Origin of the sequence: Streptomyces sp. NPDC006235 (assembly GCF_040613735.1) — a bacterium.
Taxonomy (GTDB): Bacteria; Actinomycetota; Actinomycetes; order Streptomycetales; family Streptomycetaceae; genus Streptomyces.
Map to the genome: position 1 here is coordinate 21,562 of NZ_JBEXSR010000047.1, position 26,454 is coordinate 48,015.

Consider the following 26,454-nt stretch of genomic DNA (forward strand, 5'->3'; position numbering starts at 1 on the left):
CTCGCAAGGTGATGGCAAAGGCGATCGCCCGCCAGATGTCACTGGGTAGTCCCGGCAACGGCAAGGAGCCGTGGCTTCCGGTCGATGATCAGATGGATCTTCGACCTGCCTGCCCCACGTCGACCTCCGCATCCTGGACTGCGGGCGCAGGCGGTGACGTGCACGAGCGGTCGGCGCGTGATGTGGAGGGCATGGCCCGTGACCTGGACGCTGCCGGAACCGATGCTGAGTTCGCCCGTGCCGGAGCCCCGCTTGTGCCCCCGGCTGGGCCGCAGAGCTGGAGTGGGACGGCTTCCGGGCACGCCGGACGTCCCCTTTGCCGGTGGAGATCAAGACGTGGGCGGGAAGGGGGCGGCCTTCGTGCCGTCGGCGTCGACGCCCTTCCAGCCCGGCCCGTCCCCGAGGTCCGTCGCCCGCCTGGCCGCTGCGGCCGGTTGAGCGCCGTGTCCCGCGGCGGGATGCTGGAGGCAGCACCCCGTGACGGGGGACGCAGTGCTGTGCCTTGGCGCGGCAGGAACGAGGTCGGGATACTCCATGGACAACGAGCCCGACACGACCACAGGAGCAAGGGGAGTAGCCGCACCCGACGACTTCGCGGTCGTCATCGACGCCCGCGGAGCCGTCACGATGTGGAGCGCCGGAGCCGTGCGACTGCTCGGCTACGAGCGTGAGGAAGTGGTGGGTCGGCTGGCCGCCGGCCTGCTCGCCGCGAGGCTGCCCTTCGCGATGCGGCGCCACCTGGCCGCCAGGGAACCGTGGACGAGCGACGTGGTGCTGCGTAACCGGCACGGAGACCGAGTCACCGTGCAGATCCGGGGCACGCCGCTGGCGGACATGTACGGCGCCACTCACTGGATCGTCACCCCGGCGGCGGTGACGTACGCCTCCAGGCCGACCGATGCGGAGGTGGCGGCGCTGTGGGACCTCACGCTCGCGCAGCTCCCGTTGCCCGTGGCCGTCTACGACAGCGAGGCGCGGTTCGTCACCTGCAACCAGGTGATGAGCCGTGCCATGGGGCTGACGCCGGAGGAGATGAGGGGTCGGACGTTGTGGGAGATCTATCCCACCCCGCCCATGGACGAGATCGACCGTCTTCAACACCACGTCGTGCGCACCGGTGAGATGATCTTCCGCGAGAATCAGCCGTTCCGGGCCTCGGGCGAAGTCCGCGATCACGCCTGGTCGCTCTTCCTCTCCCCGCTCAAGGACCAGGCGGGCGCGGTGTCGGGGATGTCGGCGCTGGTGATCGACATCACCGAGCAGTACTGGGCCCGGCGTCGCCTCGCCGTGCTGAACGACGCCAGCGAGCGCATCGGCAGCACGCTCGATGTGACCCGGACAGCAGAGGAACTGGCCGAGGTGGCGGTGACCGGGTTCGCCGACTTCGCCTCCGTCGACCTGCTGGAGTCGGTCGTCCAGGGACGCGAGCCACAACCGGTACCCCCCGGAACGCCGGTCGTCTGCCGCCGTACCGCGAAACGGTCGGTGCTCCGGGGATGTCCGGAATCCGTCGTTCCGACAGGTGACACCGACGTCTACCCTCCCGGCTCCCCACCGGCGCAGGCCTTGATCACCGGTCGGGCCAGCCACTACGGCGCGGGCGATCCGCTGCTGCGCGCATGGTCGACGGCCTCCCCGGCCCGCGCCGAGAGCATGCGGCGATTCAAGATCCATTCGGTGATGATGGTGCCACTGAGAGCGCGGGGCGTCACCCTGGGTGTGATGCAGCTTCTGCGGCACCGCACTGCGGATCCCTTCGTCCAGGACGATCTGACGCTCGCCGATGAGATCGCCGCCAGGGCGGCCGTGAGCATCGACAACGCCCGTCGCTACACCCGCGAGCACCGGACCGCGCTCACCCTCCAGCGCAGCCTGCTGCCCGAGCGGCTGCCGGGGACGGATGCGGTGGACCTCGCCTACCGGTACCTCCCCGCCGGTTCGGGGGACGAGATCGGCGGAGACTGGTTCGACGTGATCGCCCTGTCCGGGGGGCGGGTCGCGCTGGTGGTCGGCGACGTAGTGGGCCACGGCGTGCACGCCTCGGCCACGATGGGCCGCCTGCGCACCGCGGTACGCACCCTCGCCGACGCCGACTTCGCGCCCGACGAGCTGCTCACACGCCTGGACGACCTGGTCATCCGCCTCGACCGGGAGGAAGGCCCGGATACGCGAGGGCAGGCGGAGGAGGCCTTGGGGGAGGTAGGCGCCACCTGCCTCTACGCCGTCTACGATCCCGTCACCGGCCGCTGCGACCTGGCACGGGCCGGGCACCCACCGCCCGTACTGGTGACCTCCGACGGCACCGTCCAAGTGCTGGACCTGCCCCCCGGGCCGCCTCTCGGCCTGGGCGGACTGCCCTTCGAGGCCGCCCGGGTCGACGTGGGCGAGGGCAGCCTGCTCGCCCTCTACACCGACGGCCTGATCGAGTCCCCCGACCGCGACATCGACGTCGGACTCGACCTGCTGCGCGAAGCGCTGCGCCGCCCGGCCGCCGACCTGGAGGAAACCTGCGACGAAGTGCTGCGCAAGGTACTGCCCGACCCCCCTGCCGACGACATCGTCCTGCTCCTGGCCCGCACCTCCACTCTCAGCGCGGACCAGGTACACACCTGGCAGCTGCCCATGGATCCCGCGGCCGTCGCCGGGGCCCGCAAGGTGGCGGCCGAGCAGCTGGACACCTGGGGGCTGGGCGAGCTCGAGTTCGCCACCGAGTTGATCGTCAGCGAGCTGGTCACCAACGCCATCCGGTACGGCAACAGCCCCGTCGAGCTGCGGCTCATCCGCGCCGACGCACTCATCTGCGAAGTCTCCGACGGCAGCAGCACCGCCCCGCACCTGCGGCAGGCCCGCATCTTCGACGAGGGCGGACGCGGCCTGCTGCTCGTCGCCCAGGTCGCCGAGCGCTGGGGCAGTCGTCAGACCTCCGTCGGCAAGACGATCTGGACGGAACAGCCACTGCCGGAAGAACGTATGCGCGAACGCGATAGCCGGCCCGGTGCGAGCGGCTGACGCACACCGGCGCCGCCGGTGTAGTGGTTCCCGGCCGGCGGGAAGACCAGACCGACGGTGTTGGTCCGGCCGTTCGCCAAGGCCCGCGCACTCGCGTTGGGCCGGTAGCCCAGCTCGTCGATGACCGGCTGGATCCTCTGACGGGTGTCCTCGGACACAGGACGTTTCCCGCTCGAGGCGTAGGACACGGTGCTCCGCGAGACACCGGCCCGTTTGGCAATCTCGCCGCTGTTCACGGGCCGCCCTTGGTGAAGTGGTCGAACCGGTTCCCCCTGCATCCAGGGACAATCGGTCAGATGCCGCCAGGCGCGGCTCCTGGGGCTCTCACCCAGCAGCGGCGCAAGCAGTCCCCAGCAGTCACCAGGTCATAGGAGCATTCCACGCGGCTGTGCTGCATCCGGGTGGACCCTTACGCCGACCGCAACCGGCTTCCCCGCGCGCAAAGTCCCCCTCTGCAACCCCAAGCTTTGAGAGGAGCCTGTCCATGGCCCATACCACCACGCCTGACCGGCCGTCCTGGGCACACGACGACTTCCTGCTGCCGCCGCCCAACCCCGCCCAGCGCCTCAACCTCACCCTCGCCCCGCGGGATGTGCACCGCCTGGAACTCCACGCGGCACTGACCACCGCCGGAGTCGCCCCCATGCCGGGTGACCGCGAGGCCATCGACCATCTCAGCACGCTGCCCGACTACGTCCACACCGCACTGCACCGCTGGCTCACCCACACCACCCAATAACCAGCCCACCCGGGAAGCGATCGCCGACACACCTGGTGCGGCCCGCCGGAAAGGGCGAGCCGCCGGGCACCGGCCGGCCCGCCGCACCGAGGCTCTGGGCGAACCGACTCTCCCTGACCGTCTCCCACGCCTCCCGGAGAGCCTGCTGGGCGCCTCGCCGCGCGCGGCCTCCACGCCCTGTACGCCGCGCGCTCCCCGGGCGGCGCCGGGTCGGCTCGCGGTACTCCTTCAGCGATGTCCCCAGCAGGCCCCGGGCTACGGCCCTTGCCCTGGCTCTCCGCGAGCTTGGCCAGTTGCCTGCAGCGTGCTGATGTACTGCGCGAACCAGTATGTGTAGTGCGTGACAAGAATGTGGTGCATGCCCGGGGCCGTCGCCGCCCTGGCCTCCTGCCCATGGCCCCTCCGACTACCGCGTCCAGCGAGGTCAGCGCGACGCGGGCTGCGATGGACCGCCAATCCGGTCACGTGTGCATCCAGCCCGAGATCAACTTCGGTGGTCAGCCGTGGGTGAGGCGCGCGGTGGACGTCAGCGCGAAGGACCTCCCCTCCGCGATCCGTGACCACGGCAGTTCCATCCGCAACAACTCCGACCGCACCGCCCGCGTGTATGAGAAGCGCAACCACAGCGGTCGGTGGGCGTGCGTAACCGCCGCGGCGGCTCCATCCACGACCTGCACGGGCTCCAACCGCAACGACCAGACCGCTCCGTGAAAATCAACCGCAACGACTCCGGCTCAACCACCCGCAGCACAAGCCGGACCCAAGCCGCTCCGCCCCGGGCCCGCCCGTCGGTATGGCCCAGCGGCCCAGCCATGCCCCGCACGTCGGCCGCCAGGCCGTGATCCGCCGGTAGCTGAGGATCACTGCACGAAGCGAGCCCCCCCGGTTCGTGATTAGGCGGCATCGTGGATGACGAGCTTGAACTCGGCGAGGGTCAACAGACGCGAGCTGGCGTCGTTGTGCGTGACACGGAGCGCAACCGGGGTGCCCGGATCGACGAAGAGGCCGTGGTTCTTGACGTAGAACTGGCCGCCGGGTGTCGGCGTGCGGTGCTCGGTCGCCGTGGTGTCGTAGGGATGGGGCGTCAGGCCCAGCGGGTCACGTACATACTGGTCGCGCAGCTCGCTGTAGCCGCCCGTGCCGCCGGCGGCCTCCCACTGGATCATCGCGTGCAGGTGGCCCCAGCCGGCTTTGGACGGCCAGATCAAGCCGCTACGGTCGTCCGTCGCCCAGTCACTCACCCCGTAGCCGTCCGGCTGGACGGCTTGGTGCATTCCGAATCGGTCCGTCGACTCCGCCGCTCCGAAGGGGAAACGGACGATCTTGTACGCGGTCCCCGGCGGGATCAGCTGCGGCGTATCAACCTTGAGAGAGCAGACCTGCACGCCGGGCGCAACGCCACCATCCGTAGCCATAGTTCACCACTGCCCGCGGCCGGCCGGCGCCATGCCCACGCCGGAGTGCCGCGATGGCCACGCGCCTCCTCAGGAACCCTGCACTGACCAGCACGCGGTAACGCACCACACAGCAGCCCCTGTGGGCCATCCGACCCAGGCCCCCGGCCAGGACCATGGGTCACGTCCGCGGAGGTGTCATGCAGGAGGCGCAGAGCAAGGCGCTGCGCTGGCGCAGGAACGCCTGGTGGTGGTTTCTGGCCGTCGGCGCCGCAGTGATCATCGTTTCGTCGTGGTCACCGCGACCTACGTCACCTGCTCTCCCCGGTGCTTGCGGCGTGCTCCACGGTGTCGATTGTCGTCGGCGTCCGGTGGCACCGGCCGCGCCCGAGCCGGTCCTGGTACCTGTTCGCTGCCGGCATGGGGCTGTTCACGGTGGCGGACGTCATCTTCGGCTTCTTCCAGGCCGCGGGCACGCTGGTGCCGTTCCCGTCACCGGCCGACGTGCTGTATCTGGCGGCCTACCGGTGCTTCGCCGCCGGCTTGGTCAGCCTGATGGCGGCATGGGGCAGCGGCGGGCGATGGGGGGCCGTGCTGGATGCGGGGATCATCACACTGGGGATGTCCACCGTGGCATGGGCGTTCATCGTCATGCCCTAGTTGCGGGTGGTGAAGCGGAGTTCGATGAGGCCCGTACGGCCCTCATCGTCGAGACGGACCCAATTCTCCATGGTCTCTGGTGGATAGCTCGCATCCAGATGTCCCGATCGGGCGACAGGCAGCCCGAATTCGGGATCCATCAGCGCGCTGACCAGCTCCTGCTTCTGATAGCGGACACCGGAGCGGTGGATGATGTCCAGGCACCATCGCACCGGCCCGCTGCCGTCATAGCCCTTGATGCCCAGCCCCTTGTAGCCGGTGACAGCGTCAGCGGCTGTGAGTGTGTGGAAGAGGCCGATGCCGTAGGAGTCCGCTTGCACTCCAGGCGCCAGATCGGAACTGTCTGGTCCACTCGCCCTGTATTCCACTGCTGCTCGAAGGACAGCTCTTCCACTGACCACTTCTCTGGCCCGCGCCACAGGGCCTCCACCCGAGGTCCGCAGCGTGCTCGAGGCTCTCTGTCTCCGTGCGCTTCCAGATCTTCGGGTCCGGCCCGGTTAGCCAGGCGGAGGTGCGTTGGCCAGCGATGTGCAGCTCGACGCCCCTGCGCGTGCGCTGCCGGATCCATAGTCCCGGCATGCCGTGGACTTCGCCGCCTGGTTCGTAGGAAAGGAGCAGCCATGTCAGCAGCCTTCTGGCGCGCTGCTCGTTCTCAACGACCAGCTCGATCGTGTCGGGCTGTGGACGGACGCACCGGATCCCGAAGGGTGAGCTTGTTCCGCTTTGACGGACACCATTGGTGTGGTGGTCAGGCTGCGAGTACGGTCTCGTATTCGGCGGGACTGCGGTAGCCGAGGCTGCTGTGCAGACGGTGCAAGTTGTGCCAGCCCTCGATGTAATCGAAGATCGCGGTTCGCGCGGCGGCCCGGCTGGGCCAGGAGCTCGTGTCGAGCAACTCCCTCTTGATGGTGGCGAAGAACGACTCGGCGAGTGCGTTGTCCCAGCACTGTCCGGTGCGGCCGACCGACAGACGCACCCCCAACTGGTCTGCCAGTGCGGCGAATTGCTGGCTGGTGTACTGACAGCCGCGATCCGAGTGGAAGATCACCGGCCGGGCGGGACGGCGCTTGCGGCAGGCGGCCGTGAGGGCGTCGGCGACCAGATCGGTCCGCAGGCGGTCGCCGACGCCCAGCCGACCACGCGACGGGACGCGATGTCGATGACGGTGGCCAGATAGAGCCAGCCCTCCTCCGTGGCGATGTAAGTGATGTCGCCGCACCAGCGGGTATCCAGGCCGGCGGGGTCGGGCTGGAAGTCCCGGACGACGAGATCGGGCCGCAGGGCAGCCCGTGGATCGCAGATCGTCGTCAGGTGCCGTCGTCTGCGGTGTCGGCCCTGCAGGCCGGCAGCCCGCATCAGCCGCGCGACACGTCGGCGGCCGCATCCGGCGCCTTCCCGCTTGAGCACGGCATGGACGCGCGGGGCGCCATAGGTTCCCCGCGATCTCGTGTGGACGTCCGCGATCTGTTCCGCCAGCACGGCGTCACGGACCGCGCGGGGACCAGGCTTGGCAGCGCGGCGGGCATAGAAGGCGGTCCAGGAGACCTTCAACAGCTCACAGGCTCGATTGACCCTGTGACCTGCACGCTTCTCCGCCTCGATGAACGGGTGCACCGTCACCGGGTCTCCTTCGCGAAGAAAGCCGTAGCCCGCCTGAGGATGTCGACGTCCTCACGCAGACGGCGGTTCTCCCGCCGCAGTGCGGCCAGTCCTCGCGTTCGCCGCTGGTCAGGCCGTCCCGCTCACCCGCATCGACCTCGGCCTGCTTCACCCAGTCACGCACCGCCGTCTCGGTCAGATCGAAGTCCTTGGCGATCTGACCGACCGAACGGTCACCGCGTCGGCACAGCTCGACGATCTCCGCCTTGGACTCCGGCGTGAACGAGCGACGAGGGCGAGGCTTCTTCTTCCCCATGCTCTCCATGATGGACATCCTCCCGGGACTGAACCCCTGATCTCGGATGTCCGTCAAAGCGGATCAAGCCCACAGCTTGTCCTACCTTCCGAGCGTGGGTCTGAGCTGGTCATTCGTAAGATCGGCGGACCCAGGGGTTTTTGGGTATGGCTGTGCGCTTGTCGCCGTTGGATGGCTCAAAGAACTTGGCCGCCCGGAGCCCCGCGACGACTCGACCGCTAATTGGGATACGCGACTCGATCGCTGTGTAGGACAACGTCGGCGAGGTCGTCTGCGGGATCGATGTGTGACGACGAGCTGGCGGAGGTGACCGTGCCCCAGATCTGGGCCGGAGTGGACATCGGCAAGGAACACCACCACTGCGTAGTGGTCGACGAGCGCGGTGAACGCCTCCTTTCACGCCGAGTCTTCAACGACGAACCGGCCCTGCTGGAACTGATCGCCGACGTACTTGCCCTCTCCGAGGACGCCCTGTGGGCGGTGGACGTCAACCACGGTGGCGCTGCCCTGCTCATCGGCCTCCTGCTCAGCCACGAGCAGCCGATGGTCTACATCACCGGCCTGGCCGTGCACCAGGCGTCGACGGCCTACCGCGGCCAGGGCAAGACGGACGAGAAGGACGCGTTCGTGATCGCCGACCAGGCACGCATGCGCCAGCACCTTGGTCCCCTGCGGCCCGGCGACGAGATAGCCGTCGACCTGCGCACCCTGACCGCCCGCCGCCTCGATCTGGTCAACGACCGGACCCGTCAGACCAACCGGCTGCGGGCTCAACTGCTGGAGTTCTTCCCAGCGTTGGAGCGCATGCTGAACCTGAACAAGAAGGGGCCGGTCGTCCTGCTGACCGGCTACCAGGCGCCGGCAGCGATCCGCCGCAGCGGGGCCAGGCGGATCGGAACCTGGCTGAGGAACCGCAAGGTGAAGAACGCCGCCGGGCTCGCCGAGACAGCCGTCGAGGCGGCCAGGGCCCAGCACACCGCACTGCCGGGAGAGACCCTCGCAGCCGCCATGGTCGCCCGCATCGCCAAGGGCGTGCTGGCCCTCGACGAGGAGATCGCCGAACTCGACGCGCTCATCGAGGCCCGGTTCAACGAGCACCGACACGCAACGGTGATCCGGAGCCTGCCCGGCATGGGCACCCTCCTCGGCGCCGAGTTCATCGCCGCCACCGGTGGCGACCTGGAGGCTTTCGGCACGGCCGACCGCCTCGCGTCCTTCGCGGGCCTCTCACCCGTGCCCCGGGACTCCGGCCGCGTCAGCGGCAACATGCGTCGCCCGCGCCGCTACCATCGCGGCCTGCTCCGGGCCTTCTACCTCTCCGCGATGGCCAGTCTGAGAACCTGCTCCGCCTCCCAGGCGTACTACGGGCGCAAGCGAAATGAGGGCAAGGGACACAAGCAGGCCCTGCTCGCTCTGGCCCGCCGACGAGCCAACGTCTTGTGGGCCATGCTCCGCGACGGAGAGTGTTACGAGGCCCTACCAACCGTCACGGCACCGGCTTGACATCGTCATTGGGAAGTTCTTTAACCTGAGCGCAGTCGGGCACGCAGGACTGCCGCACCGTCCCCTTCAAGGTCCTCGCAGGCCGCTGCGCGGCCGGCCATCCCCATCACCAGCGAGAGGGTCGGCCCCCGGAGCAGATCCCCCGAGCCGGTGGTGAACGGTCCGTCTGTGGCCTCGAGCCGCAAGCCCGCGATTGCAGTCTTGCTCGCGACGGTGAAATCGCGGCTGGCGAAGAACCGGGCCACGGCAGTCGTGGTGGCCACCGGGGGTGTCCGCACAAGACCCAATGGCCGACGGATGTCCTCGCTGTGGACGACTATTTCGCCCAGCCAGGCCGCAGTATGTCCTGTCGGCCCGGCGGGCCCGGCGACAACCGCGCGAAATCGCCGCAAGGTCTCTTCAGGTGTAGCACCACGGTGCTTTGCGAGCCGTCGGTCGTTGTGCAGATCGGGGTTGAACCGTGCGGCCAGCATGCTCAGCAGCCAGCGCCACATCCTCGTGCTGGCACCTGCCGTCAGGTGGGCTACGACCTGCTCCACGGTCCAGCGTTCACACAGTGATGCTTTCGCCCATTGGGCTTCGCTGAGCTCGGCGAGGTCTTGAGCGAGCGCCAACCGCTCGACGTGGATCGCCCGTTCCAGAGCTCTCCGAGTTTCCAAAGCGTGTGGTTCAGCCATAGGGCAGCCTCCAGAGATCGGGTGTGCTGCCTCAGACTCCTATCGCCGCCCAAACTCATCGACTGCACCCGCGTGGCGCAGCCTGTTCGACCTTCCCCTGTCGAAACGGTCTCGAACCAAGCCGCTCACCTGGGCATTCTCCTGACGCTGAGGCGGCCTTCGTTTGATCATGTACCTCGATCAAGGTGCGGTGAACGAGACGAAGGTCGTGAGGGTGGGTCTGCTGCCTGAAGCTGCGGTAGGACAAGCGTCACGCTTCCGGGACGAGTTATACGCGTGTCTGACCGGACGTGGTGATGAGCTCTTGGAGCTGGCGGACGCGGTGCTGTGTGCGCCGCCCGGCGCGGTGCGCTCGGCAGTCGTGCTGACGCTCCTGCCCGAACACCGCCGTGGACACGGTGCGATGTACGACGGCCTCAACCAGGGCCGGATTGACACCGACCGGCTGCGGTCGTCGCTGGCTGGCCTGTCGCTGCCCCGCTTCGCTGCCCCGCTTCCCGGACGGGCGCCTGGTCCTGGCCGTCGATGTGTCGCCGTGGCTGCGGTCGGACGCGCCGTGCTCGCCGGACCCACTTTCTGCCACGTCTACGGGCGGGCGAAGACGGCCTCGCAGTTCATCCCCGGCTGGCCGTACTCGTTCGTCGCCGTGCTGGAGATGGGCGCCACCTCGTGGACGCAGATCCTGGACACGGTCCGTCTGGGACCGGCCGATGACGCCACCGCGGTTACCGCCGCCCAGCTCCGCGGCGTTGTCGAACGGCTCGTCGCGGCGGGGCAGTGGGCGCCGGGTGAATCGGACATCGTCATCGTGGCGGACGCCGGCTACGGCGTGACCCGTCTGGCCTGGGTGTTGCGGGATCTGCCCGTTGAGCTGGTCGGCCGTGTTCGCGGTGACCGTGTGATGCGGCCGCGCGTCTACGACCCGAAGGGCGGCCGCCCGCCGAGGCACGGCCCGGACTTCCGCTTCACCAGGCCCGAGACCTGGCCCGAGCCCGCCGTCACCACTCGCACCGCCACCGCGAACTACGGCAAGGCGACCGCGCAGGCGTGGGACTGGGTCCCCCCGCGTCTGCCCCATCGAGCCGCCTGGCTGGACCACGAGGGCGAACTCCCGCTGGTCGAAGGCACGCTGATCCGGCTCGAGGTTGAGCACCTGTCGAAGGACCGGGCGGCCCCGGCGGTGTGGTTGTGGTCCTCGAAGACCGGCACCGACGACGCGGACGTCAACCGGGCCTGGCAGGCATTCCTGCGACGCTTCGATCTGGAACCCACGTCCGCCTGTTCAAGCAGACGCTGGGCTGGACGCGCCCCGGCTGCGAGAACCGGAAGCGGCCGACCGGTGGACGTGGCTGATCACCGCCGCCTACACCCAGCTCAGACTCGCCCGCCTGATCACTCTCGATCTGCGACACCCGTGGGAGAAGCCGACGCACCACACCGGCTCACTCCCGCGCGGGTGCGGCGCACGTTTCGGAACCTCCGCCAACACATGCCCTGCCCCGCCAGAGCACCAAAACCGCACCGGCCCGGCCCCGGGCGACCGCCCGGCACCCTGAATAAGCACCGGGCACCCCGCTATGACGTGGGCAAAACCGTCCGCCGCGAGAAGACCGTTACCGCCCTACAACGGTTGGAAGATTAAAGAACAAGGTTAACCAGCCCCCCCACCCGGGAAGCGGTCACCGCCACACACCTGGTGAACGCCTAGCCCGCCGGTAAGGGCGAGCCGCCGGGCACCGGCTGGCCCACCGCACCGAGGCGCCTCGCCGCGCACCGGCCTCCACGCCCTGGTACGCGGCGCGTTCCTCGGGCAGGCGCCGGGTCAGCTCGCCTTCCACGCGGTGATCACCGGCTCCATCAACACCCAGTGCTCGTCCGATAAGTCGCTCGGGTACGGCTTGCGTTCACTCACCCGGTCACATCACAGATCACCAAGCGCGGACCGGCGGATTCTGCCCCGCAGCCACACCATCAGGCGGCAACAGATCCATTCAAGGAGTCACGAAACCCAGCTAAGGGTGTGATTCACCCAAGCCGGGCGCCCCAAGACGGTTGAAGCCGGCGAGGCGCGGCGAGATGACGAAGGGGAAGGATTCGCCATCAGGGGTCTTGAGGGCCGCCACGATGTCATGGTCCGGTGCACCGAATATCTCGAAGTGCTGCACACTGCAGTGCTCCATCACCTCGCGGATGTACGGATCCGACAGCCGCCAGTGGGCGCGGATGGCATCGGAGTCGCGATAGAGCTGGAAGCTGTGCGCCAGCATCCGCTCCTCGTCGATGAAGACCTCGACCATGAGCTGAGGGCCGTGCTCTTGAGCGAATGCCACCGCCTGCGCGATGGCTCGCCGGAAACCGTCGAGGTGACCACCCGTGATGCGCATGGTGTTACGGAAGAGAATGGTGCTGCTCTTTGTGATCTCCATGCGCCGAGTGTTGCGCCTCAACCAAGGTTGAGGTCAAGGGTGCAGCTCAGCCGGGGAACCAGCGACGACGCTGAGGCTGCTGCTGAAGCCCTGGCGGGCCGCCTCGCGCTCTTCTCCGGCACGGAGGACCGAACAGCACCTCCCGCCCGAAGCCTAACGATGACATGTGGGTGCTCCTGGTGAGAGGTGCTGGTCATGCCACAGATACTTGAAGAAGCGATCGGCCCGCGCGTCCGGCCAGCCGTGACGCTCGTGAACCCCTGAGCTGTCGAAACCCAAACAGGCACTCAGCGGTCGGTACGGATGCCCCGGAAGCCCGGACCGAGCCCCCGACGCCTGGGCAGCCTGTGCTCCTGGCCGCGCGCTACGGGCGCCGACGCCGCGCTGTCCCGCCCGGGCGCCTGGTCGTCCACGGTGATACCCAGGCGCCGACGCGCCTGGGCGGTGGCAGTCGCCACCGCGGCAAGGGCCTGTGCGAGGTCCTCGCCGGCGCCGCCAAGGGTCTCGGTGAGGGTGTCAACCGCGTCAAGGACGTCCTCGGCGGCCACCGTGCTCCCGTCCGGGCCCGCGAGGTCCGCGAGGTGACATGCACTCTCGACCGTCTGCTCGGCGGCCTTCTCTACTCCGGGCCCGGCCTGCGCCGACAACTCCATGACCACACAAGGACCTTTCCGCTCGCAAGGAACCGGCGAGCGGCGTCACGCGGGAAGATCGCCCAGCCCGCCTGAGCCAGTGCTCGGGTCATGCACTCGCACTCGAACGGCGGCCGACCAGCGTGGAAGGCATGGTGCGTGACGTGGACGCTGAGGGAGCCGATGCTGCGGTCTGCCCGAGCTGCTGGTCGCAGAGATCATCTTCGGTCTGCAGGAGAGGACGCGGTCCGGGGCCAAGACCAAGGACCACTCGCTCAGGCCCCTGTGTGACACGGTCCGTCGCCAGCAGGTGGGATCGATCAGCGAGATCGACCTCACGGGTTTGACCCGGCTGCAGTGCCAGCTGGTGGCCGCCTTCACGACCAGTATCGACCGGCTCGGCGCGACGCCGGAGACCGAACGCCTCAAGGACGTGTGGGACTTGGTCGTCTTCGGGATGGTCGGTCACCTCCGGTTCAGTGACATTACTGAGTTCGGCTCTTCAGGGTGACGATGATGGGCCGATGGAGACGCGCCTGGCGCGGCGTTCAGTCCGCCTCGGCCTGGCCGAGGTGCGCCTTGCGATGGTGACTGGACCAGCCTAGGCTCTTGCGGTGTGCGACCTCGCCGCCGAGCTGCTCACTCCCTGCTGGAGGGCGCGGCAGGACGTAGGTGGACCACCGCGTCAGGTTTGATACCCGGGACTTCAGGCAGCGGCCCTCACGCGCGGTTCGAGTGATGGGATGCCCGAATTCCCCAGAGTCTGCTCGATTCCGCACTTGATTGAGCGCTGAACGATGAGGCTGGCGTCGGCCCGGACCGTCTTGGCTCAGCCCAGCGTGCCCATCAGGGCGGTGACGTAGGCATCCAGTCGCTCCTCCACGGCTCGCGTCGTCAGCTCTGTCCTCCCTGCCTCCCGCCATGGCTGCGACACCGACTGCACTTCTTCTGAGGCGGCCATCCCGTCCCGTACGAGCCAGTACAGCCGCTCGCTCGCGGCCGCGGCCAGCACCCCGCCGGCCTCCTCATACGCCTCGGGGAACCGCAGACCCCACTCCGGTCCGTGCAGCAGTGCGAGATTGACGGAGCAGTGCGCTACATCGAGATCCGCCGGGCCCCAGGAGGTCGATGCCCAGTCGACGACGCCGGTGATCCGGGCACCTGCCGGCCTTGAGGGCGGCACGTCGAACAGCACATTGCCGGGCTGGAAGTCCCGGTGCAGGAATCGCCCTTCATAGGGCGGCGCGGGCTTGCGGATCACGTCGATCGCCGCGGCCCATACCGTCGCGTCGGCGCCCTTCGGAGTCACGACGGTGTCGGCGGTCGTCAACGTCACGTACTTCCGTGGCCGCTCAGCGGGTCGCAACGCGTGGATCGCCACGAGTTGACGGGCCAGCAAAGGGACGCGCGTCTCCAGTCCCTCATCGTTGAGGACCGGTCGGCCCGCCAGATGTGTCATAAGGAGCGATGGATACTCGCAGTGCGCGGCGGTCAGATCAACCGCGACCAGTTCAGGAGCCGGCACACTGGTCCCCGGGAGCAGGGTCAGGGCACCGGCCTCCCTGCTCAGCCCGTCCTCGGCGTGCTCCACGTAGTACGGGTTGACGTAGGTCCGCAGCACCAGGTCACGGGTGCCTCCGTCCCGCGTGCCGATGGTCAGCCTCCGCATTTCGGCGGTGATGCCGCCGTGCAGCGCCTCGGTTCTGATGATCCGTTCGCCGACCTCCAGGTGCCGGTTCACCCAAGCCAGTGTCAACGGTCGGACAGCCGCCGCCTCATCGTGGATGTTCACCGTGCCACCTCATCATCCGGACGGCGGAACCCGCGAATGTTTACTGACTTCGGCTTAGGGTCCGTCCGGTCTGTCGAGAGCGAGCCCTGTCCCGGCTAGGAATCCGCCGAGGAGGCGGTGCCGGTACTGCAGCGCCTTGAGCCGCTTACGGAGCAGAGTCTCCAACTCGCTGAGGGTGCGGGCGGCCAGGTTGGCCAGGCTCCGCTTGATGTGTGCCCACAGGCCCTCCACCGGGTTGAGGTCGGGCGCATACCCGGGCAGCAGGACCACTGTCAGCCAGTCCCGCTCGGCCACGAGTGCCTTCATCGTCTTGGAGATGTGGGTGCTCAGCCGGTCCCACACCACGATCAGCGGGGCCTTCAGCAGGTGGTGGGCGCCATCCAGCAGGCGGATGTAGTCCGTCTCGCCCAAGCCGAGTCACCCCGGAGACGCTGGAGGAGATGTGAAACTTCCGCCCGATCAGCGTGCGTACCCTTGCTGCGGTCCACACCTGGTCGTCCGCCCAGCCGTGCGCGGCCGGCCCCTCGTCGAGCCACCTCGCGAGCTTGGCCTGCAGGTGGGGGCCGAGCCGGCAGTCGTGGCCGGAAGGGCCTCTGGAACGCAGCGCCTCGCGCCCGCCCGTCCCCCAGGTGCGGCGCCACCGGTAGACCGACTTCTCACTCACCCGTAACTCCCGGGCGATGTAGGGGACTTCAACGCCCGCCTCGAAGAGGTCAACGGCCCGCATCCGTACCTCTTCCCGGCGCCTGCGCTGCTCGGCGGTTAGCCCGCCCCCGTCCGGATACCGCATGCCTCCGGCGTACCAGCCCGGACGGACCGCGTCACCGGTCCCGACACAAATCCAGACCCCGAAACGCCGAAGTCAGTAGCCAGCCCTGGCTGCGTGAAGCGGCGAAGGCATGGGCGGTTGAGGAACTGCCACAGCATCGCGGTAAGCGCGCACACATCACGGTCCAGCGCGGCATCAAGAGCCTGGCGAAGTTCTCGGAGAGCCTGCGGCTGCAGCGCCACGATCACGGCATGGACCTCCGCCGCCTGGGCCGGTCGGACCTCGTCGCCTTCCTTCACCGACAGGCGTTCTTGCAGCAGGAGGGCGCCCTGTCCGCGGACGGGCGCTACAAGCGGATCACCAGGTTCCGACGGGTCCTGCGTCGCATGCGTTCCCTGGGTCTCACCGGCCCCGGCCAGCCTCTGGACGGGCTGCCCGGTGATGTGGTCCTCAGAGAGGAGGACATCCCCGATGAGGCAGAGGAGTCCGAGGCTGGCAAGGACCTCCCCCAGGAGGTCATGCGGCAGCTCTGCTCCCAGCTGGACGCACTCGATGCCATCGCGCCCGCGCACATCAGGATCGCAGTGGAACTGATCATCGACACGGGGCGCCGACCGCAGGAGATCAGCTATCTGCGCTGGGACTGCCTCGATGCTGATGAGGACGGCCAGCCCGTCCTCATCTACGACAACTACAAGTCCCACCGCCTTCGCCGGCGCCTGCCCATCGCCGCGGCGACCGCCGCGTTGATCACCCAGCAGCAGGAGAGCGTGCGAAGGCGCTTCCCGAACACATCCACGAAGGACCTGGCGCTGCTGCCCACGCAGATGCGCAATCCCCACGGCATCAAGACGATCAGCGAGGACCTGCTCGCCCAGCGGCACCGCACCTGGCTCAACGGACTGTCCGACCTCTACGTCAACGTCGTCGTGGAAACTGACGGGCGGCGCGCAAATCAGCAGATCCCGTTCGACAAGGCGCGCGTCTTCCTCTACGCCTACCGGCACAGCTACGCCCAGCGGCACGCTGATGCCGGCGTCGCACCCGACGTGCTCAAGGAGCTGATGGACCACCCTCAGCTCAGCACGACACAGGGCTATACCGGGTGGGCCAGCAACGACGGCGGGAGGCCGTCGAGCGGGTCACGGCCATGCAGTTCGACCGGCGCGGCCGCCGGATCTGACGCCAGGCCCAACTCGTCCTGGACTGCGAGCACGCGCGGCGGGCGGTCGGCGAGGTCGCCGTTCCCTACGGTTTGTGCACCGAGCCGGCCAACGTCGCCGCCGGCGGCCCGGCCACGACTGCCCCGTCCGTTTCCGCTGCGTGGGCTGCGGCCACTTCCGCACCGACGTCTCCTACCTGCCCGACCTGGAGTCCTACCTCGCCGACCTGCTGCGCAGCCGCGAACGCCTGGCCGCCTTCAGTGCCGATGACTGGGCCAAGGGCGAGGCCATGCCGTCGGACGAGGAGATCACCCGCGTCCGCCGCCTCATCAGCCGCGTCCGCGCCGACCTCGATGAGCTCACCGACGAGGACCGCGCCCAGATCCAGCAAGCCGTCCAGGTCGTCCGCCGCACCCGCCAGGTCGTCTCTCTCGGCCTGCCCAGAGTCCGACAACCCCTACCCGATCTGCGTCCCGAAAGGCCCACCGCGTGACCAGCCCGATGATCGAGGGGAAGCGGGCCGACTCCGCCCGCCGCCGCGAACGCGTCCTCCAGGCACTCGAAGCGGCTCTGAGCAGCGGTGAGGACATCACCGTGTCCGGACTCGCCCGGGCCGCCCGTGTCGACCGCACCTTCCTCTATCGCCACCGCGACCTGCTCGAACGTGTCCACACCGCGGCAACGACCCCCAGCGAGCAGAGCAGGACAGCGGCCGTGACCAGGACCTCGCTCCAGACCGACCTCGCCAACGCCCTGGAACGGAACACGCGTCTGACGGTCCGCGTTCGGCAGTTGGAGAAGCGGCTGTCCGAGGAACGGGGCGCGACAGTTTGGGCCGAATCCGGCCTGGGCACCCCGACGGACCTCGACCAACTCCAGCGCCGCATCATGCTGCTTGAGCAACAAGTAGCCGACTTATGTGGCGAGCTGGAGGAACGGAGCGAGGAGCTAGAGGCTGCTCGCTCCGCCAACCGGGAACTCACCCGATCCCTCAACCAACGCTTGTAACTACTCGTAGATTCCCAAACGAGCCGCTTCGGCAAACTGATTCCTAGCGGTACCTATATGACTCAATTGACTCTGCTGAATCGATTGGTACTGCCCCCAAAGCGACTCGCTCCTCCCATCCACTTCTAGGCGTATCAGTAGGTGATAGAGACGTCCCCGGTATTTCCTGGTTCAGGAGCTCCCCGAGTTCGACCCTGTATGCCCTTACGGTCTCTACATCCAAGGGCGGGCTGTTTTCGGTGTCGAAAAGCCCGAGTGATCGTTGAGCGTATTGCTCAATTTCACCAGTGATAGCTGAGGCGAGTACGATTAGCGCCACATAGCAAGCACGCCGAGACTCCCGGCGTAATTGGGCAACACTGGCCACCCTTTGCCCCCTGGCCGAAACGAAAGCCGCACCTATCGCGCCTGCGGCACCCGCAAGCGCGCCAGCAACTGCGGCAACGGCTCCAACAATGGCGACACCTCCAGCATCCACGACAGAAGTGTCCATGAGACGTGAACCGCAGGCAGAGGGATCGGCTAATGATCACCGGCTGATCGCTGCTGGCCCCATGGCCCTCACATGGGGCTGCTCGGCCGCCGCTCAGCCCACGCCCTCCGACGCTGCCCGGGCTTCGCCTCAGGATGAGTCGCTCGTTTCGTCACTCACGCCGACCAACCACCATCCGAACCAGCGATAGCGCCACACCTGCTGGGTGCTCCGGCGCGTACTCGACGGCGGTCAGCCAGATTGCCGCGTCGCTACCGCCGATCTTCACCGGGGACCCGTTCTCCTTAACCTCATAGAACCTGCAAGGAGGCAGAACATTCATCTCGCGCTGCAGCCCTTCGCGTAGGGCTTTTTCGCTGGTGGGCAGCACTTCGATGGTCCGGTCTTGTCTCGCCAGTGCTCCTGGAAACCTTTCAGGTCCAGTGGCGTCAGGGACCCCCGGGGCCAGGCGCGGCATTGTGGAGGCTCTGCAGGGCGGCACGAACCTTCTCGCACTGCTCGCGATACGGGACTGCACGCTCGGCTGTGAGTTCCTCCAGCACCACCCACGGCACGGCCACCCTGTCGACGCCAGATGTGCGGATGGTTCTCAGCAGGTCAGTGCTGACGCTGTCGAGCGCGAAGCTGCGAAGGAGGCTCGTGTCGAGAATGATCAATGCGTGACTCCTGGTGCTCAGGACTCTCGTGTCGAGGATCTCAACTCAACGTGCAGGAGCGCACCAGGAACGTAGAAGAATCGGGCCCGCATTCGGGGCGCGCAGCCCGGAGATCGTGGATGGGCGGCACCGGCTGCCCGCATCCGCAGCGAGAAGGGCATCCGGTGGGGCGTCCCGTGGCGCGAGCGGCCTGATCAATCCAGGTGCAGCCCGTGAGCCCTGCCTCATAGCCTCGGCCCCATGACTGACCATGCCCTCGTCCCCGACGACTTCGTCGTCCCCGCGGACCTGATCACCCCGCAGTTCCGGCTGGAGCCTCTGGGACCCCAGCACAACGCCGCCGACCACGCCGCCTGGACCAGCAGCATCGAGCACATCCGTGCGACCCCGGGCTTCCAGGACCGAGAATGGCCTCCCGCGGACGGGATGGCCCTGGAGGCGAACCTCGTCGACCTCCAGCGTCACGCGGACGACTTCGCTCAGCGCCGCGGATTCACCTACACCGTCATCGAGTCCGCCAGTGACGAGGTGATCGGTTGCGTCTACATTTATCCCTCCCGCAGCGACGGCCATGGCACCGACGTCCGCTCCTGGGTCCGCGCCGACAGAGCCGAGCTGGACGCACCCTTGCAAGCGGCCGTCACGACCTGGCTGTCCACGAACTGGCCCCTCGGAACCCTCAACTATCAGCCCCGCTGACAACCATGTGGTCTCTCAGCGACCAGCCACGCCGACCTCTGCGGGACGCCTGGCCTTCGAATGCCCCGTCCGCCGGATGGAACGAACACACCTTCCCGGCGAACCTTCCCGGTCACAGCGGCTTTGCCCGTAACGTCGGCCAGTGGACTGTGACCTGATTCGCGCACCTGAGAGCTGTCCCGTAACCCACGAGGCTGAGGGTCATGCCGTGTCAGCGTCGATGCCGATGGCACCGGCAGAGCGGAGCGAACGCCCGAGGCCTTCGATGAGCATGCGGGGGTGTCGCCGCCACCACCACTGGTCGGGGCCGGGCAGCTTGTGCCTGGACCCTTAGGTCAGGCGGCCGGCCCCGGATGGCGGGCCGTCCTCTTCACGTCCGCCTCGACCTGGTGCCGCACGGCCTGCGCGATGGCGTATGCGCTGACCGCCGCCTGAACCTCGACGACAGCCTCGACCCAGGCCTTCCAGGCGGCGTGCCAGGCAATGCGCCGGTCCTCGGTCCACTCGCTCACCGCTGTTCGGCCCTATTCGGCTTGGAGCAGCTGGACCTGGGCGTGTGCCTCATCGGCGGTGCGCTGCAGTGTCACGAGGTCATCGAAAGTGGGGACCACGTGCCGGACCCTAAGGTGGATGAGAAGCCGCCCGGCGTGGCGCCGCGCCCTCGATTGCCGTCCGCACCCGATGCGCCCGGTCCGGCTCCCCGCCCTACTCGCGTTCGGCATGCGCCACAAGTCTTCGGGGCCACGGCGGCGACGTCGTCCGGGTTGGCGAAGACGCTGTGGAGCAGGGTGACGGGGCTTCGAGGAGGCCATCGCGGGGTTCTGGGGTTGGAGCTTGTTGTTGGACCAGCCGGTCTTGTCATGCCAGGTGAGCGTGACACCGCCCCGGGCGCGGGTGCGACTGACATCCCAGGTAAGGACTTGGCAGACGCTACACAGGATTGCGCCCGGCGAGGTCACCGCCGGGGTCATCCAGCAAGGCGACGCGGGCGGTGATGCGCTTGCCGACCGGCTCCCGCTGCGCTTCGAAGCCCTGCGCGACGGCCACGACGATCTCCAGACCGTGCTGGCCCACCCGTCCGGCGTCGGCGGCCCTGGCCACTGGCAGTACCGGATCGCAGTCCCACACCACGATCTCGACCGCGTCGCCGGTGACGCGCAGGTCCATCAGCACCGGGCCGGGTGCGTATTTGCGGGCGTTGGTGACCAGCTCGCTGACCACCAGCTGGGTGAGGTCCATGGCGCGCTGCGATATGGGCAGGCCATGGTCAGCCTGAACCCGGGTGAGGAAGTCAGCGGCGAGGTGGCGGGCGCGGGCGATGCACGTGCCGTCGCCTTCCAGGGCCACCGTGGTCTGTATGGCCTGCTCATCCGGGGCCGCGCCGTCCTCACTCACCGACACTGGCTCCATCGCGGCCCGCCTTTAATGCCCCGTTCACACCCCCGCGCGTACCCGCCCACGTGCGGCACACGCCTTACCCCCGGCGCCAAGGCATTGCGCGCACTACGCCGGGGCAGCAGTCCAGGTGAACGTCTTGACGTGCCAGTATGACCGACATGCCTTAAGGAACCCATGACGGACGCCGAGAAGACCCAGCAGCCCCGAGGGCTGTCGGTCGAGGTCACCGCCACCGACGGCATCCGCGTGCTGACCCTGGTCGGCGAGATCGACCACCACACCGGCGCCCCGCTCAGGCAGGCCCTGGACGTCTCCGACACCGCCCGGCCCCGCATCGTGATCGACATGCGGCAGGTCACCTTCATGGACTCCAGCGGCATCAACATCCTCATCGCCGCTCACCAGGCCGTCACCGCGGCAGGCGGCTGGCTCCGCCTGGTCGGCCCCGCCGGATCTGTGATGCGCACCCTGCAGATCGTCGGTGTCGACGCCCTCATCGACTGCCGCCCCACCCTGCGTGAGGCACTCACCAACTGACCAGCCCCTCGGGCGCCTGCACGCGCTGAAGTCCGCCAGGACGGCTTGGGGCCAGGACAGCCCCATCCAGCCCCAAGGAATGCGCGTACCGCGGCGGCCGCGAGGACCTGGCTGCTTTCCGGTCGCGGGGTCCTCACACCCGTCGTACACAGGGTGTATGAGCGACAGCGGCGTGAAGAGAGCCACGCCGGACTGATCACCTGACCCATCACGAGGGGGCTACATCGTGCCACTGGTCATCGTGGAACCGCCGGTTCCCGGAGAAAGCGGTCGACAAGTCATCGTGCGCTGCCCGGAGGCAGAACGGTGCATCGGTACCGCTCACTCGGACCAAGAGCTCCTCCGGCTCCTGGAAAAGGTCGGGCTGACCGGCTACGAGAACGACCTCGATCTCCCTGGCGCAGTCGAATGGCAGGAGCTGGGTCCGCACCTATGGGAGCGCCCGAGCTAGCCAGAATCCCTACAGCGCCCACAGGAGCTGCTGAGCAGGCGCTTATCGGTGCCTACGGTGGCGAAAGCCAACAATCGGGCTTCCGGTCCCATACGTCGCCCCTGACCCGGCGGTCCCTCGATCTCCGGGTGCGGCGGGCGCCAAGGGTTGCGACCGTAGGAGTGAAGGAGGGAGGTCCGAACGGGCGAGGACGGAGGCAGCCCGCATGCTCACACCACATCCTTCGCTCCTGCGGGAACTCGTCGAACGCTGCGAGACGCTCAGGCAGCGCGCGGCGTCCAGCGGCAGTGAGAAGACCAAACGCCAGCTCGAGGACGCCTCCTACACGCTGTGCGTGGTCACCGGAACCCGTCAGTTGGACACAGCGCTGTACGTTGCCCGCCAGCACCTGGCCGACGCTATGCGACGCGAGCAGCCTCTCCATCGCTGAGCAGGTGCCCTTCACCGGTAGGGCGACCTCGGTGGCGCAGGAGGTGAGGGGCGCGACCCGTCGGGTGCACGGGCGGCGGCCTGCGCGGCGGCGACTTCGGCGGGTTTCCTCGGCCAGCGCGCGGATGTCCTCATTCTGCGCCATCACCAGACGGAGCACAGCCTCTTCGTTGTGGCTGGCTTTGATGTTGTACTCAGCCATGCCGTCCAGATCCTGCAGTCGCTGCAGGTAGTGGGCCGCATGCTCGGTGAGGATCGCCATCACCGCCTCATCGACGGGGGCGAGGTTGCCGAATCACATCGGTAGCACGACTCCGCCTTCGCTGGCCTTGGCGAGCACGTCCTGGTGTGCCAGCAGGTCGCGGCGCTTGGGGCGCAGGTTGTCGGGTGCGTCGCTGACGATGGCGGCCAAGTCGCTGGCGCGCAGGACGCGCACCGGATGCGGTGGTTCGCCGATGCCGTCGGTGTGGTGCGACATGGAGGGGTGTGAGGCGTGAGCGATGCCGTAGACGTAGGTGCTCACCGCTCCTCCTCGCCACGACGGCGGGGTCGTGCGCCCTCCGTTTCCCTTTCCTGGCCGCGAGCCTGCTGGAACGCGTCCGAAAGGGCCTCCGCTGCTCCGGACAGGACCCCTTTGCTCTTGGCCTGGCCCCCCGATTGCCCAAGTTGGCCACTGACCACCTCGGGCAGCCCGGCTGACTTGCGCGGGCCCGCCTCGAGATCCAGACGGTTGCACGCCTCGGCAAAGCGCAGATACGTGTCCACGCTCGCCACCACAACCCGCACATCGATCTTGAGGATCTCGATCCCGACGAGGGAGACCCGGACGAACGCGTCGATCACCAGTCCACGGTCCAGCACCAGCTCCAGCACGTCATACAGACCGCTGGAACCTCCTCCGCCACCGCCCTGAGCCGAAACCACACTCACTCTGACCAGCTCCCTTACCGCGCCCGCGGACGCTCGCCGGGTCCAGGCAGCCGCCACACCGGATCCCAGCACGCCCAACGCGGGCGAGTAACCCCGCTACACGGCACCAAACCGACAAGAGCTGTCGACGCTCGCGTCCAGCAGCGGTCCGAGTTCCCGCACGACGGTCGTCAGGGCCCGGTCGTCGCGTTCGGCGCGGGCGATCAGCAGGGCGCCCTCTAGGGTGCTGATCATGAGCGTCGCGAGTGGTTCAGCCCGGGCCGCCGGGATTCCCATGTCCGTCAGCGCCTCGGCGACCGGGCGCGTCCAGTGGGCGAACGCCGCCGCGGTCGCCGCGCGGGTGGAGTCGGTGGACTGTGCGCAGTCCACGGCCGCCGCGGCCACCGGGCAGCCGCTCTCGAAGCCGGTTCTGGCGAATTCCTCCGTCCACTGCCGGACCATCGCGGCGAACAGCCGGCTCGGGGTCGGCTCCGCCATCGACGCGAGGAAGCGGGCGATCCGCTGGGCGGCGTACCGGCCGGCCCACTCCACCGCCTCGTTGACGAGCTGCTCCTTGCCGCCGGGGAAGTAGTGCTGGAGGGAGCCGCGCGGCGCCCGCGCGTGCGCGGCGACGTCGCGCATGCCGGTCGCGGTGACCCCGTCCCGCCGGATCAGCTGGGCCGCGCTGAACACCATCCGCTCGCGTGGCCCGCGCTCGGACACCGCCATCGTGACCTCCATCTCGACACATCGGTACTCACTCTATGACCGGCGTCATAAAGCGCGCTACTATGACAGCTGTCATGGCTCGTGACGACGCCTCGCACGGAGGGCGGTCCCCATGGACGTCGGCTTCATCGGTCTGGGGGTGATGGGTCAGCCGATGGCCCTCCGGCTGGCCCGGGCCGGCACCCCGCTGCTGGTCTGGAACCGCACGGCCGCCCGCACGGCTCCGCTGCGCGCGGCCGGCGCCGAGGTGGCGGAGGATCCCGCCGAGGTGTTCGCGCGGACGGACGCCGTGATCCTCATGCTGGCCGACGACCTCGCGATCGACTCCACGCTGGGCCGCGGCACACCGGACTTCGCGGCGCGCGTCGCCGGACGCGTCGTGGTCCACATGGGGACGACGTCGCCCGAATATTCGCGCGCGCTCGAGGCCGACGTGCGCGCGGCGGGCGGGCGCTATGTCGAGGCGCCGGTCTCCGGGTCCAGGGTGCCCGCGGAGAACGGGCAGTTGGTGGCGATGCTGGCCGGGGACACGTCGGCCGTGGAGGTCGTACGGCCGCTGCTGGCACCCCTATGCCGGGGGACGTTCGTTTGCGGCCCCGCGCCGAACGCCCTGCTGATGAAGCTCTCGGTCAACCTGTTCCTGATCACGCTGGTGACCGGGCTGTCCGAGGCCTACCACTTCGCCGACCGGCACGGGCTTGACCGCCGGCTCTTCCTGGACGTCCTGGAAGCGGGCCCCATGGCCAGCGGGGTGTCCCATATGAAGGCGCCGAAGTTGTACGCCCGCGACTTCACGGTGCAGGCGGCGGCCCACGACGTGCTGAAGAACAACCAGCTGATCGCCGAGGCCGCCCGCAAGACGGGGATCGCCTCGCCGCTGCTCGACGTCTGCCACGCCCTGTTCGAGGAGACCGTGACGCTGGGCCACGGCCACGAGGACATGGTGGCCGTCCTGCGCGCGATCGAGTCACGCACCCAGGACGGCCTACAGGGTTAGCTAGTGCTGTCAGTGCCCGTTGATAACGTGCTTCGTCCAGTCGTCGAGTTCATGAAGGGACGGGGTACGTGCGGAATGTGACGTGCCATCAAGTCAGCGAGCAGCGGTTGGCCGAGGCGCTCGACGACATCGGCGGGCGGGCCTACACGCGGTGGCACTCGCTGCGGTACGGCAGCATTTCGCCGACGCTGATCCGGGCCATGGCGGACGAACTGCTCGACCATGTCGCCGCGCGAACAGTGACGGAGCCGGGGCTCGACGCTGCGGCCGGCACGGTCGCCGTCACCGCCGCGGAGTGTGTGCATGGAGTGCTGAGCATCATGTGCTTCCCGAGCGGGGACCAGGAACTCCGGTTCCCCCTCGTCGGAGAGCGGATCAGCACGGACCCGGACGACGACGAGTTCGGGGACGGGCCCATCACCTTCCGGGACGTCGTCAAGGAGGCGCCTACCGCGCGGACTTGGCTCGACATGTTCGAGATGTGTGTCGTCAGCGGGCATGTGTGGGACTGGGAGCGGGTCACGGGGTTGCTCCTGCGCGGCGACTACGCGCCCGCCATCCGTGACGGCGTGCCCTACAACCGGTACACCTCCGTCTCCGACCCCGCCGACCTCGCCGCCATGGACGCCCTGTGCCCCTATCTCACCGAGGCGGCCGGGCATCTGCCCCGTGACTGGCCGACGGTTCCGCTGCGCAAGCCGAGCGCCGGGGAGCGCGCGGAGGCCGCCCGGCGGCTCGACGAGGTCGGCGACGCGCTGAGCGCGGACCAGCGGCTGCTCCGTGTACTCCTCGACGACGACCAGCACGCCTTCGAGGACGCCCTCGTCGCCCGGCTGGTCGCGTACCGGGAGAGCGTCAAGGCCGATGCCGGTGATCCCGCGCCCCGGTCCCTCCTCCCCCTCGGCACCCTCGCTCTGGCCTGTCTCGCCGTCCAGGTCCATGGGTGGGAACTCGGTGTCCGGTCCGGGTATCTGCCGTACGGTCTGCTGGGATCGCCGGACGCGCCGCGCCGGGCGGCGGAGGGGAACCGGAACAACTTGGGCTGCTGGGCCGCCAAATAGGCCACCCGGGGTGCGGAAGTGGGTCTGGCCCGACATCCAGGACATCGTCGTGGAGACGGACTCGTCCCCACCGAGGCAGCGCGTACGTCTGTGCGATAGCCACGGACGGAAGACCACTCTGCCCCACGTCGGCGAACGCCATCTGCCGGACCTCCACGCCCTGCGACCCCGGTAGCCCCGACGGCGCCGAGCCTCAGTCCGTGTGTCTTTCGCGTTGATCCGAAAGACACGGCCCAGGCGGTTTCACATGGGTCGCGCCGAGCCCCAAGAGCCGTTGCCGCGGATCCGTGGTCTTCACGTCCGCGCCCAGGTCACCACCCCCGCCCACCCGGCGACAGCTGATCGACGTGCTCAGCCAAGCTCAGCGCGACGGCGCGCTGGCCGGCGGGCCGGATCCGGCGGAGGCGG

Annotated in this window: 29 protein-coding genes and 4 pseudogenes; 15 read left to right on the plus strand and 18 right to left on the minus strand. The window is 68.5% G+C overall.

All coding sequences use genetic code 11. From position 1 onward, the window contains the following. Window positions 1-534: 534 nt before the first annotated feature. Window positions 535-3,009 (plus strand): SpoIIE family protein phosphatase, encoded by a 2,475-nt coding sequence (locus ABZ192_RS36560; RefSeq protein ID WP_356928774.1) that lies wholly within the window; start codon window positions 535-537, stop codon window positions 3,007-3,009. Window positions 3,010-3,023: 14 nt separating this feature from the next. Here the strand turns inward: ABZ192_RS36560 and ABZ192_RS36565 are convergent. Continuing rightward, window positions 3,024-3,245: pseudogene (locus ABZ192_RS36565) on the minus strand (LacI family DNA-binding transcriptional regulator); the annotation flags it as partial. A 248-nt stretch (window positions 3,246-3,493) separates the two neighbouring features. Here ABZ192_RS36565 and ABZ192_RS36570 point away from each other — a divergent pair. Both ABZ192_RS36570 and ABZ192_RS36575 read left to right on the plus strand, forming a co-directional pair. Beyond that, window positions 3,494-3,748: a hypothetical protein gene (locus tag ABZ192_RS36570; protein WP_356928775.1), complete on the plus strand. Its 255-nt coding sequence runs from the start codon at window positions 3,494-3,496 to the stop codon at window positions 3,746-3,748. 444 nt (window positions 3,749-4,192) lie between these two features. Further along, on the plus strand, window positions 4,193-4,459 hold the full coding sequence (locus tag ABZ192_RS36575; RefSeq protein WP_356928776.1) for a peptidase inhibitor family I36 protein: 267 nt from the start codon (window positions 4,193-4,195) through the stop codon (window positions 4,457-4,459). A gap of 182 nt (window positions 4,460-4,641) precedes the next feature. Here ABZ192_RS36575 and ABZ192_RS36580 read toward each other — a convergent pair whose 3' ends face one another. Continuing rightward, window positions 4,642-5,163, minus strand: coding sequence for a hypothetical protein (locus ABZ192_RS36580; protein ID WP_356928777.1), 522 nt, complete (start codon window positions 5,161-5,163; stop codon window positions 4,642-4,644). A gap of 399 nt (window positions 5,164-5,562) precedes the next feature. On the opposite strand from ABZ192_RS36580, the gene ABZ192_RS36585 reads away from it, so the two are divergent. Then, window positions 5,563-5,802 (plus strand): hypothetical protein, encoded by a 240-nt coding sequence (locus ABZ192_RS36585; protein ID WP_356928778.1) that lies wholly within the window; start codon window positions 5,563-5,565, stop codon window positions 5,800-5,802. Here ABZ192_RS36585 and ABZ192_RS36590 read toward each other — a convergent pair. From ABZ192_RS36590 to ABZ192_RS36605, 4 genes and pseudogenes are all read right to left on the minus strand, one after another. Next, window positions 5,799-6,122, minus strand: coding sequence for a hypothetical protein (locus tag ABZ192_RS36590; protein ID WP_356928779.1), 324 nt, complete (start codon window positions 6,120-6,122; stop codon window positions 5,799-5,801). The genes ABZ192_RS36585 and ABZ192_RS36590 overlap by 4 nt on opposite strands. Before the next feature lie 428 nt (window positions 6,123-6,550). Further along, entirely contained in the window at window positions 6,551-6,778 is a 228-nt protein-coding gene (locus ABZ192_RS36595; RefSeq protein ID WP_356928823.1) for an integrase core domain-containing protein, read from the minus strand. A 27-nt stretch (window positions 6,779-6,805) separates the two neighbouring features. Further along, window positions 6,806-7,422, minus strand: a pseudogene (locus tag ABZ192_RS36600) (IS3 family transposase); the annotation flags it as partial. Continuing rightward, complete coding sequence (locus tag ABZ192_RS36605) at window positions 7,358-7,717, minus strand: transposase (RefSeq protein ID WP_356928780.1); 360 nt, start codon at window positions 7,715-7,717, stop codon at window positions 7,358-7,360. The pseudogene ABZ192_RS36600 and the gene ABZ192_RS36605, both read right to left, overlap by 65 nt. Before the next feature lie 282 nt (window positions 7,718-7,999). Between ABZ192_RS36605 and ABZ192_RS36610 the strand changes: the two genes are divergently transcribed. Then, window positions 8,000-9,220 carry an IS110 family transposase gene (locus tag ABZ192_RS36610; protein WP_356928781.1) on the plus strand — a complete coding sequence of 407 codons (1,221 nt, stop codon included), beginning with the start codon at window positions 8,000-8,002 and terminating at the stop codon, window positions 9,218-9,220. Window positions 9,221-9,240: 20 nt separating this feature from the next. Here the strand turns inward: ABZ192_RS36610 and ABZ192_RS36615 are convergent, their stop codons facing one another. Continuing rightward, window positions 9,241-9,897 carry a maleylpyruvate isomerase family mycothiol-dependent enzyme gene (locus tag ABZ192_RS36615; RefSeq protein WP_356928782.1) on the minus strand — a complete coding sequence of 219 codons (657 nt, stop codon included), beginning with the start codon at window positions 9,895-9,897 and terminating at the stop codon, window positions 9,241-9,243. A gap of 190 nt (window positions 9,898-10,087) precedes the next feature. Here ABZ192_RS36615 and ABZ192_RS36620 point away from each other — a divergent pair, with 190 nt between their 5' ends. Further along, a complete protein-coding gene (locus ABZ192_RS36620) occupies window positions 10,088-11,539 on the plus strand; it encodes a transposase (protein WP_356928783.1) in 1,452 nt (483 codons plus the stop codon). A gap of 370 nt (window positions 11,540-11,909) precedes the next feature. Here the strand turns inward: ABZ192_RS36620 and ABZ192_RS36625 are convergent, their stop codons facing one another. Continuing rightward, complete coding sequence (locus ABZ192_RS36625) at window positions 11,910-12,323, minus strand: hypothetical protein (protein ID WP_356928784.1); 414 nt, start codon at window positions 12,321-12,323, stop codon at window positions 11,910-11,912. A 287-nt stretch (window positions 12,324-12,610) separates the two neighbouring features. Continuing rightward, window positions 12,611-12,976, minus strand: coding sequence for a hypothetical protein (locus ABZ192_RS36630; protein WP_356928785.1), 366 nt, complete (start codon window positions 12,974-12,976; stop codon window positions 12,611-12,613). 289 nt (window positions 12,977-13,265) lie between these two features. Between ABZ192_RS36630 and ABZ192_RS36635 the strand changes: the two genes are divergently transcribed. Next, window positions 13,266-13,466, plus strand: a complete 201-nt coding sequence (locus ABZ192_RS36635; protein WP_356928786.1) for a hypothetical protein — start codon at window positions 13,266-13,268, stop codon at window positions 13,464-13,466. A gap of 318 nt (window positions 13,467-13,784) precedes the next feature. Here ABZ192_RS36635 and ABZ192_RS36640 read toward each other — a convergent pair whose 3' ends face one another. From ABZ192_RS36640 to ABZ192_RS36650, 3 genes and pseudogenes are all read right to left on the minus strand, one after another. Continuing rightward, on the minus strand, window positions 13,785-14,696 hold the full coding sequence (locus ABZ192_RS36640; protein WP_356928787.1) for an aminoglycoside phosphotransferase family protein: 912 nt from the start codon (window positions 14,694-14,696) through the stop codon (window positions 13,785-13,787). 105 nt (window positions 14,697-14,801) lie between these two features. Further along, the gene (locus tag ABZ192_RS36645) at window positions 14,802-15,158 is read right to left on the minus strand and encodes a transposase (protein WP_356928788.1); all 357 of its coding nucleotides are present in this window, start codon (window positions 15,156-15,158) and stop codon (window positions 14,802-14,804) included. A 40-nt stretch (window positions 15,159-15,198) separates the two neighbouring features. Further along, window positions 15,199-15,537, minus strand: a pseudogene (locus ABZ192_RS36650) (helix-turn-helix domain-containing protein); the annotation flags it as partial. Between the two features lie 497 nt (window positions 15,538-16,034). Between ABZ192_RS36650 and ABZ192_RS36655 the strand changes: the two are divergent. Genes ABZ192_RS36655 through ABZ192_RS36665 form a run of 3 tightly spaced genes read left to right on the plus strand, consistent with a single transcriptional unit; the run spans window position 16,035 to window position 17,687 of the window. Beyond that, window positions 16,035-16,949: a tyrosine-type recombinase/integrase gene (locus ABZ192_RS36655; RefSeq protein WP_356928824.1), complete on the plus strand. Its 915-nt coding sequence runs from the start codon at window positions 16,035-16,037 to the stop codon at window positions 16,947-16,949. Next, the gene (locus ABZ192_RS36660; RefSeq protein ID WP_356928789.1) at window positions 16,840-17,172 is read left to right on the plus strand and encodes a transposase; all 333 of its coding nucleotides are present in this window, start codon (window positions 16,840-16,842) and stop codon (window positions 17,170-17,172) included. Before ABZ192_RS36655 ends, ABZ192_RS36660 begins: the two co-directional genes overlap by 110 nt. Then, window positions 17,169-17,687 (plus strand): DUF6262 family protein, encoded by a 519-nt coding sequence (locus ABZ192_RS36665; protein WP_356928790.1) that lies wholly within the window; start codon window positions 17,169-17,171, stop codon window positions 17,685-17,687. The genes ABZ192_RS36660 and ABZ192_RS36665 overlap by 4 nt, the downstream gene beginning before the upstream one ends. Before the next feature lie 921 nt (window positions 17,688-18,608). Here the strand turns inward: ABZ192_RS36665 and ABZ192_RS36670 are convergent. Beyond that, window positions 18,609-18,836 carry a hypothetical protein gene (locus ABZ192_RS36670; RefSeq protein WP_356928791.1) on the minus strand — a complete coding sequence of 76 codons (228 nt, stop codon included), beginning with the start codon at window positions 18,834-18,836 and terminating at the stop codon, window positions 18,609-18,611. Window positions 18,837-19,076: 240 nt separating this feature from the next. Between ABZ192_RS36670 and ABZ192_RS36675 the strand changes: the two genes are divergently transcribed. Next, on the plus strand, window positions 19,077-19,535 hold the full coding sequence (locus tag ABZ192_RS36675) for an N-acetyltransferase (RefSeq protein WP_356928792.1): 459 nt from the start codon (window positions 19,077-19,079) through the stop codon (window positions 19,533-19,535). A 335-nt stretch (window positions 19,536-19,870) separates the two neighbouring features. On the opposite strand, the gene ABZ192_RS36680 is transcribed toward ABZ192_RS36675, so the two are convergent. Then, window positions 19,871-20,047 (minus strand): hypothetical protein, encoded by a 177-nt coding sequence (locus ABZ192_RS36680; protein WP_356928793.1) that lies wholly within the window; start codon window positions 20,045-20,047, stop codon window positions 19,871-19,873. A gap of 418 nt (window positions 20,048-20,465) precedes the next feature. Beyond that, complete coding sequence (locus tag ABZ192_RS36685) at window positions 20,466-20,945, minus strand: ATP-binding protein (protein ID WP_356928794.1); 480 nt, start codon at window positions 20,943-20,945, stop codon at window positions 20,466-20,468. A 162-nt stretch (window positions 20,946-21,107) separates the two neighbouring features. Between ABZ192_RS36685 and ABZ192_RS36690 the strand changes: the two genes are divergently transcribed. Both ABZ192_RS36690 and ABZ192_RS36695 read left to right on the plus strand, forming a co-directional pair. After that, window positions 21,108-21,470, plus strand: a complete 363-nt coding sequence (locus tag ABZ192_RS36690) for an STAS domain-containing protein (protein WP_356928795.1) — start codon at window positions 21,108-21,110, stop codon at window positions 21,468-21,470. Window positions 21,471-22,126: 656 nt separating this feature from the next. Beyond that, window positions 22,127-22,351, plus strand: coding sequence for a DUF5133 domain-containing protein (locus ABZ192_RS36695; RefSeq protein WP_356928825.1), 225 nt, complete (start codon window positions 22,127-22,129; stop codon window positions 22,349-22,351). A gap of 72 nt (window positions 22,352-22,423) precedes the next feature. Here ABZ192_RS36695 and ABZ192_RS36700 read toward each other — a convergent pair. From ABZ192_RS36700 to ABZ192_RS36710, 3 genes and pseudogenes are all read right to left on the minus strand, one after another. Then, window positions 22,424-22,873, minus strand: a pseudogene (locus ABZ192_RS36700) (GvpL/GvpF family gas vesicle protein); the annotation flags it as partial. Further along, the gene (gene gvpJ, locus ABZ192_RS36705; protein ID WP_356928796.1) at window positions 22,870-23,280 is read right to left on the minus strand and encodes a gas vesicle protein GvpJ; all 411 of its coding nucleotides are present in this window, start codon (window positions 23,278-23,280) and stop codon (window positions 22,870-22,872) included. The pseudogene ABZ192_RS36700 and the gene gvpJ, both read right to left, overlap by 4 nt. Before the next feature lie 96 nt (window positions 23,281-23,376). Further along, a complete protein-coding gene (locus ABZ192_RS36710; RefSeq protein WP_356928797.1) occupies window positions 23,377-23,988 on the minus strand; it encodes a TetR/AcrR family transcriptional regulator in 612 nt (203 codons plus the stop codon). A gap of 112 nt (window positions 23,989-24,100) precedes the next feature. Between ABZ192_RS36710 and ABZ192_RS36715 the strand changes: the two genes are divergently transcribed. After that, a complete protein-coding gene (locus ABZ192_RS36715; protein ID WP_356928798.1) occupies window positions 24,101-24,985 on the plus strand; it encodes an NAD(P)-dependent oxidoreductase in 885 nt (294 codons plus the stop codon). Between the two features lie 68 nt (window positions 24,986-25,053). Continuing rightward, on the plus strand, window positions 25,054-26,046 hold the full coding sequence (locus ABZ192_RS36720) for an immunity 49 family protein (protein WP_356928799.1): 993 nt from the start codon (window positions 25,054-25,056) through the stop codon (window positions 26,044-26,046). Window positions 26,047-26,454: the final 408 nt, after the last annotated feature.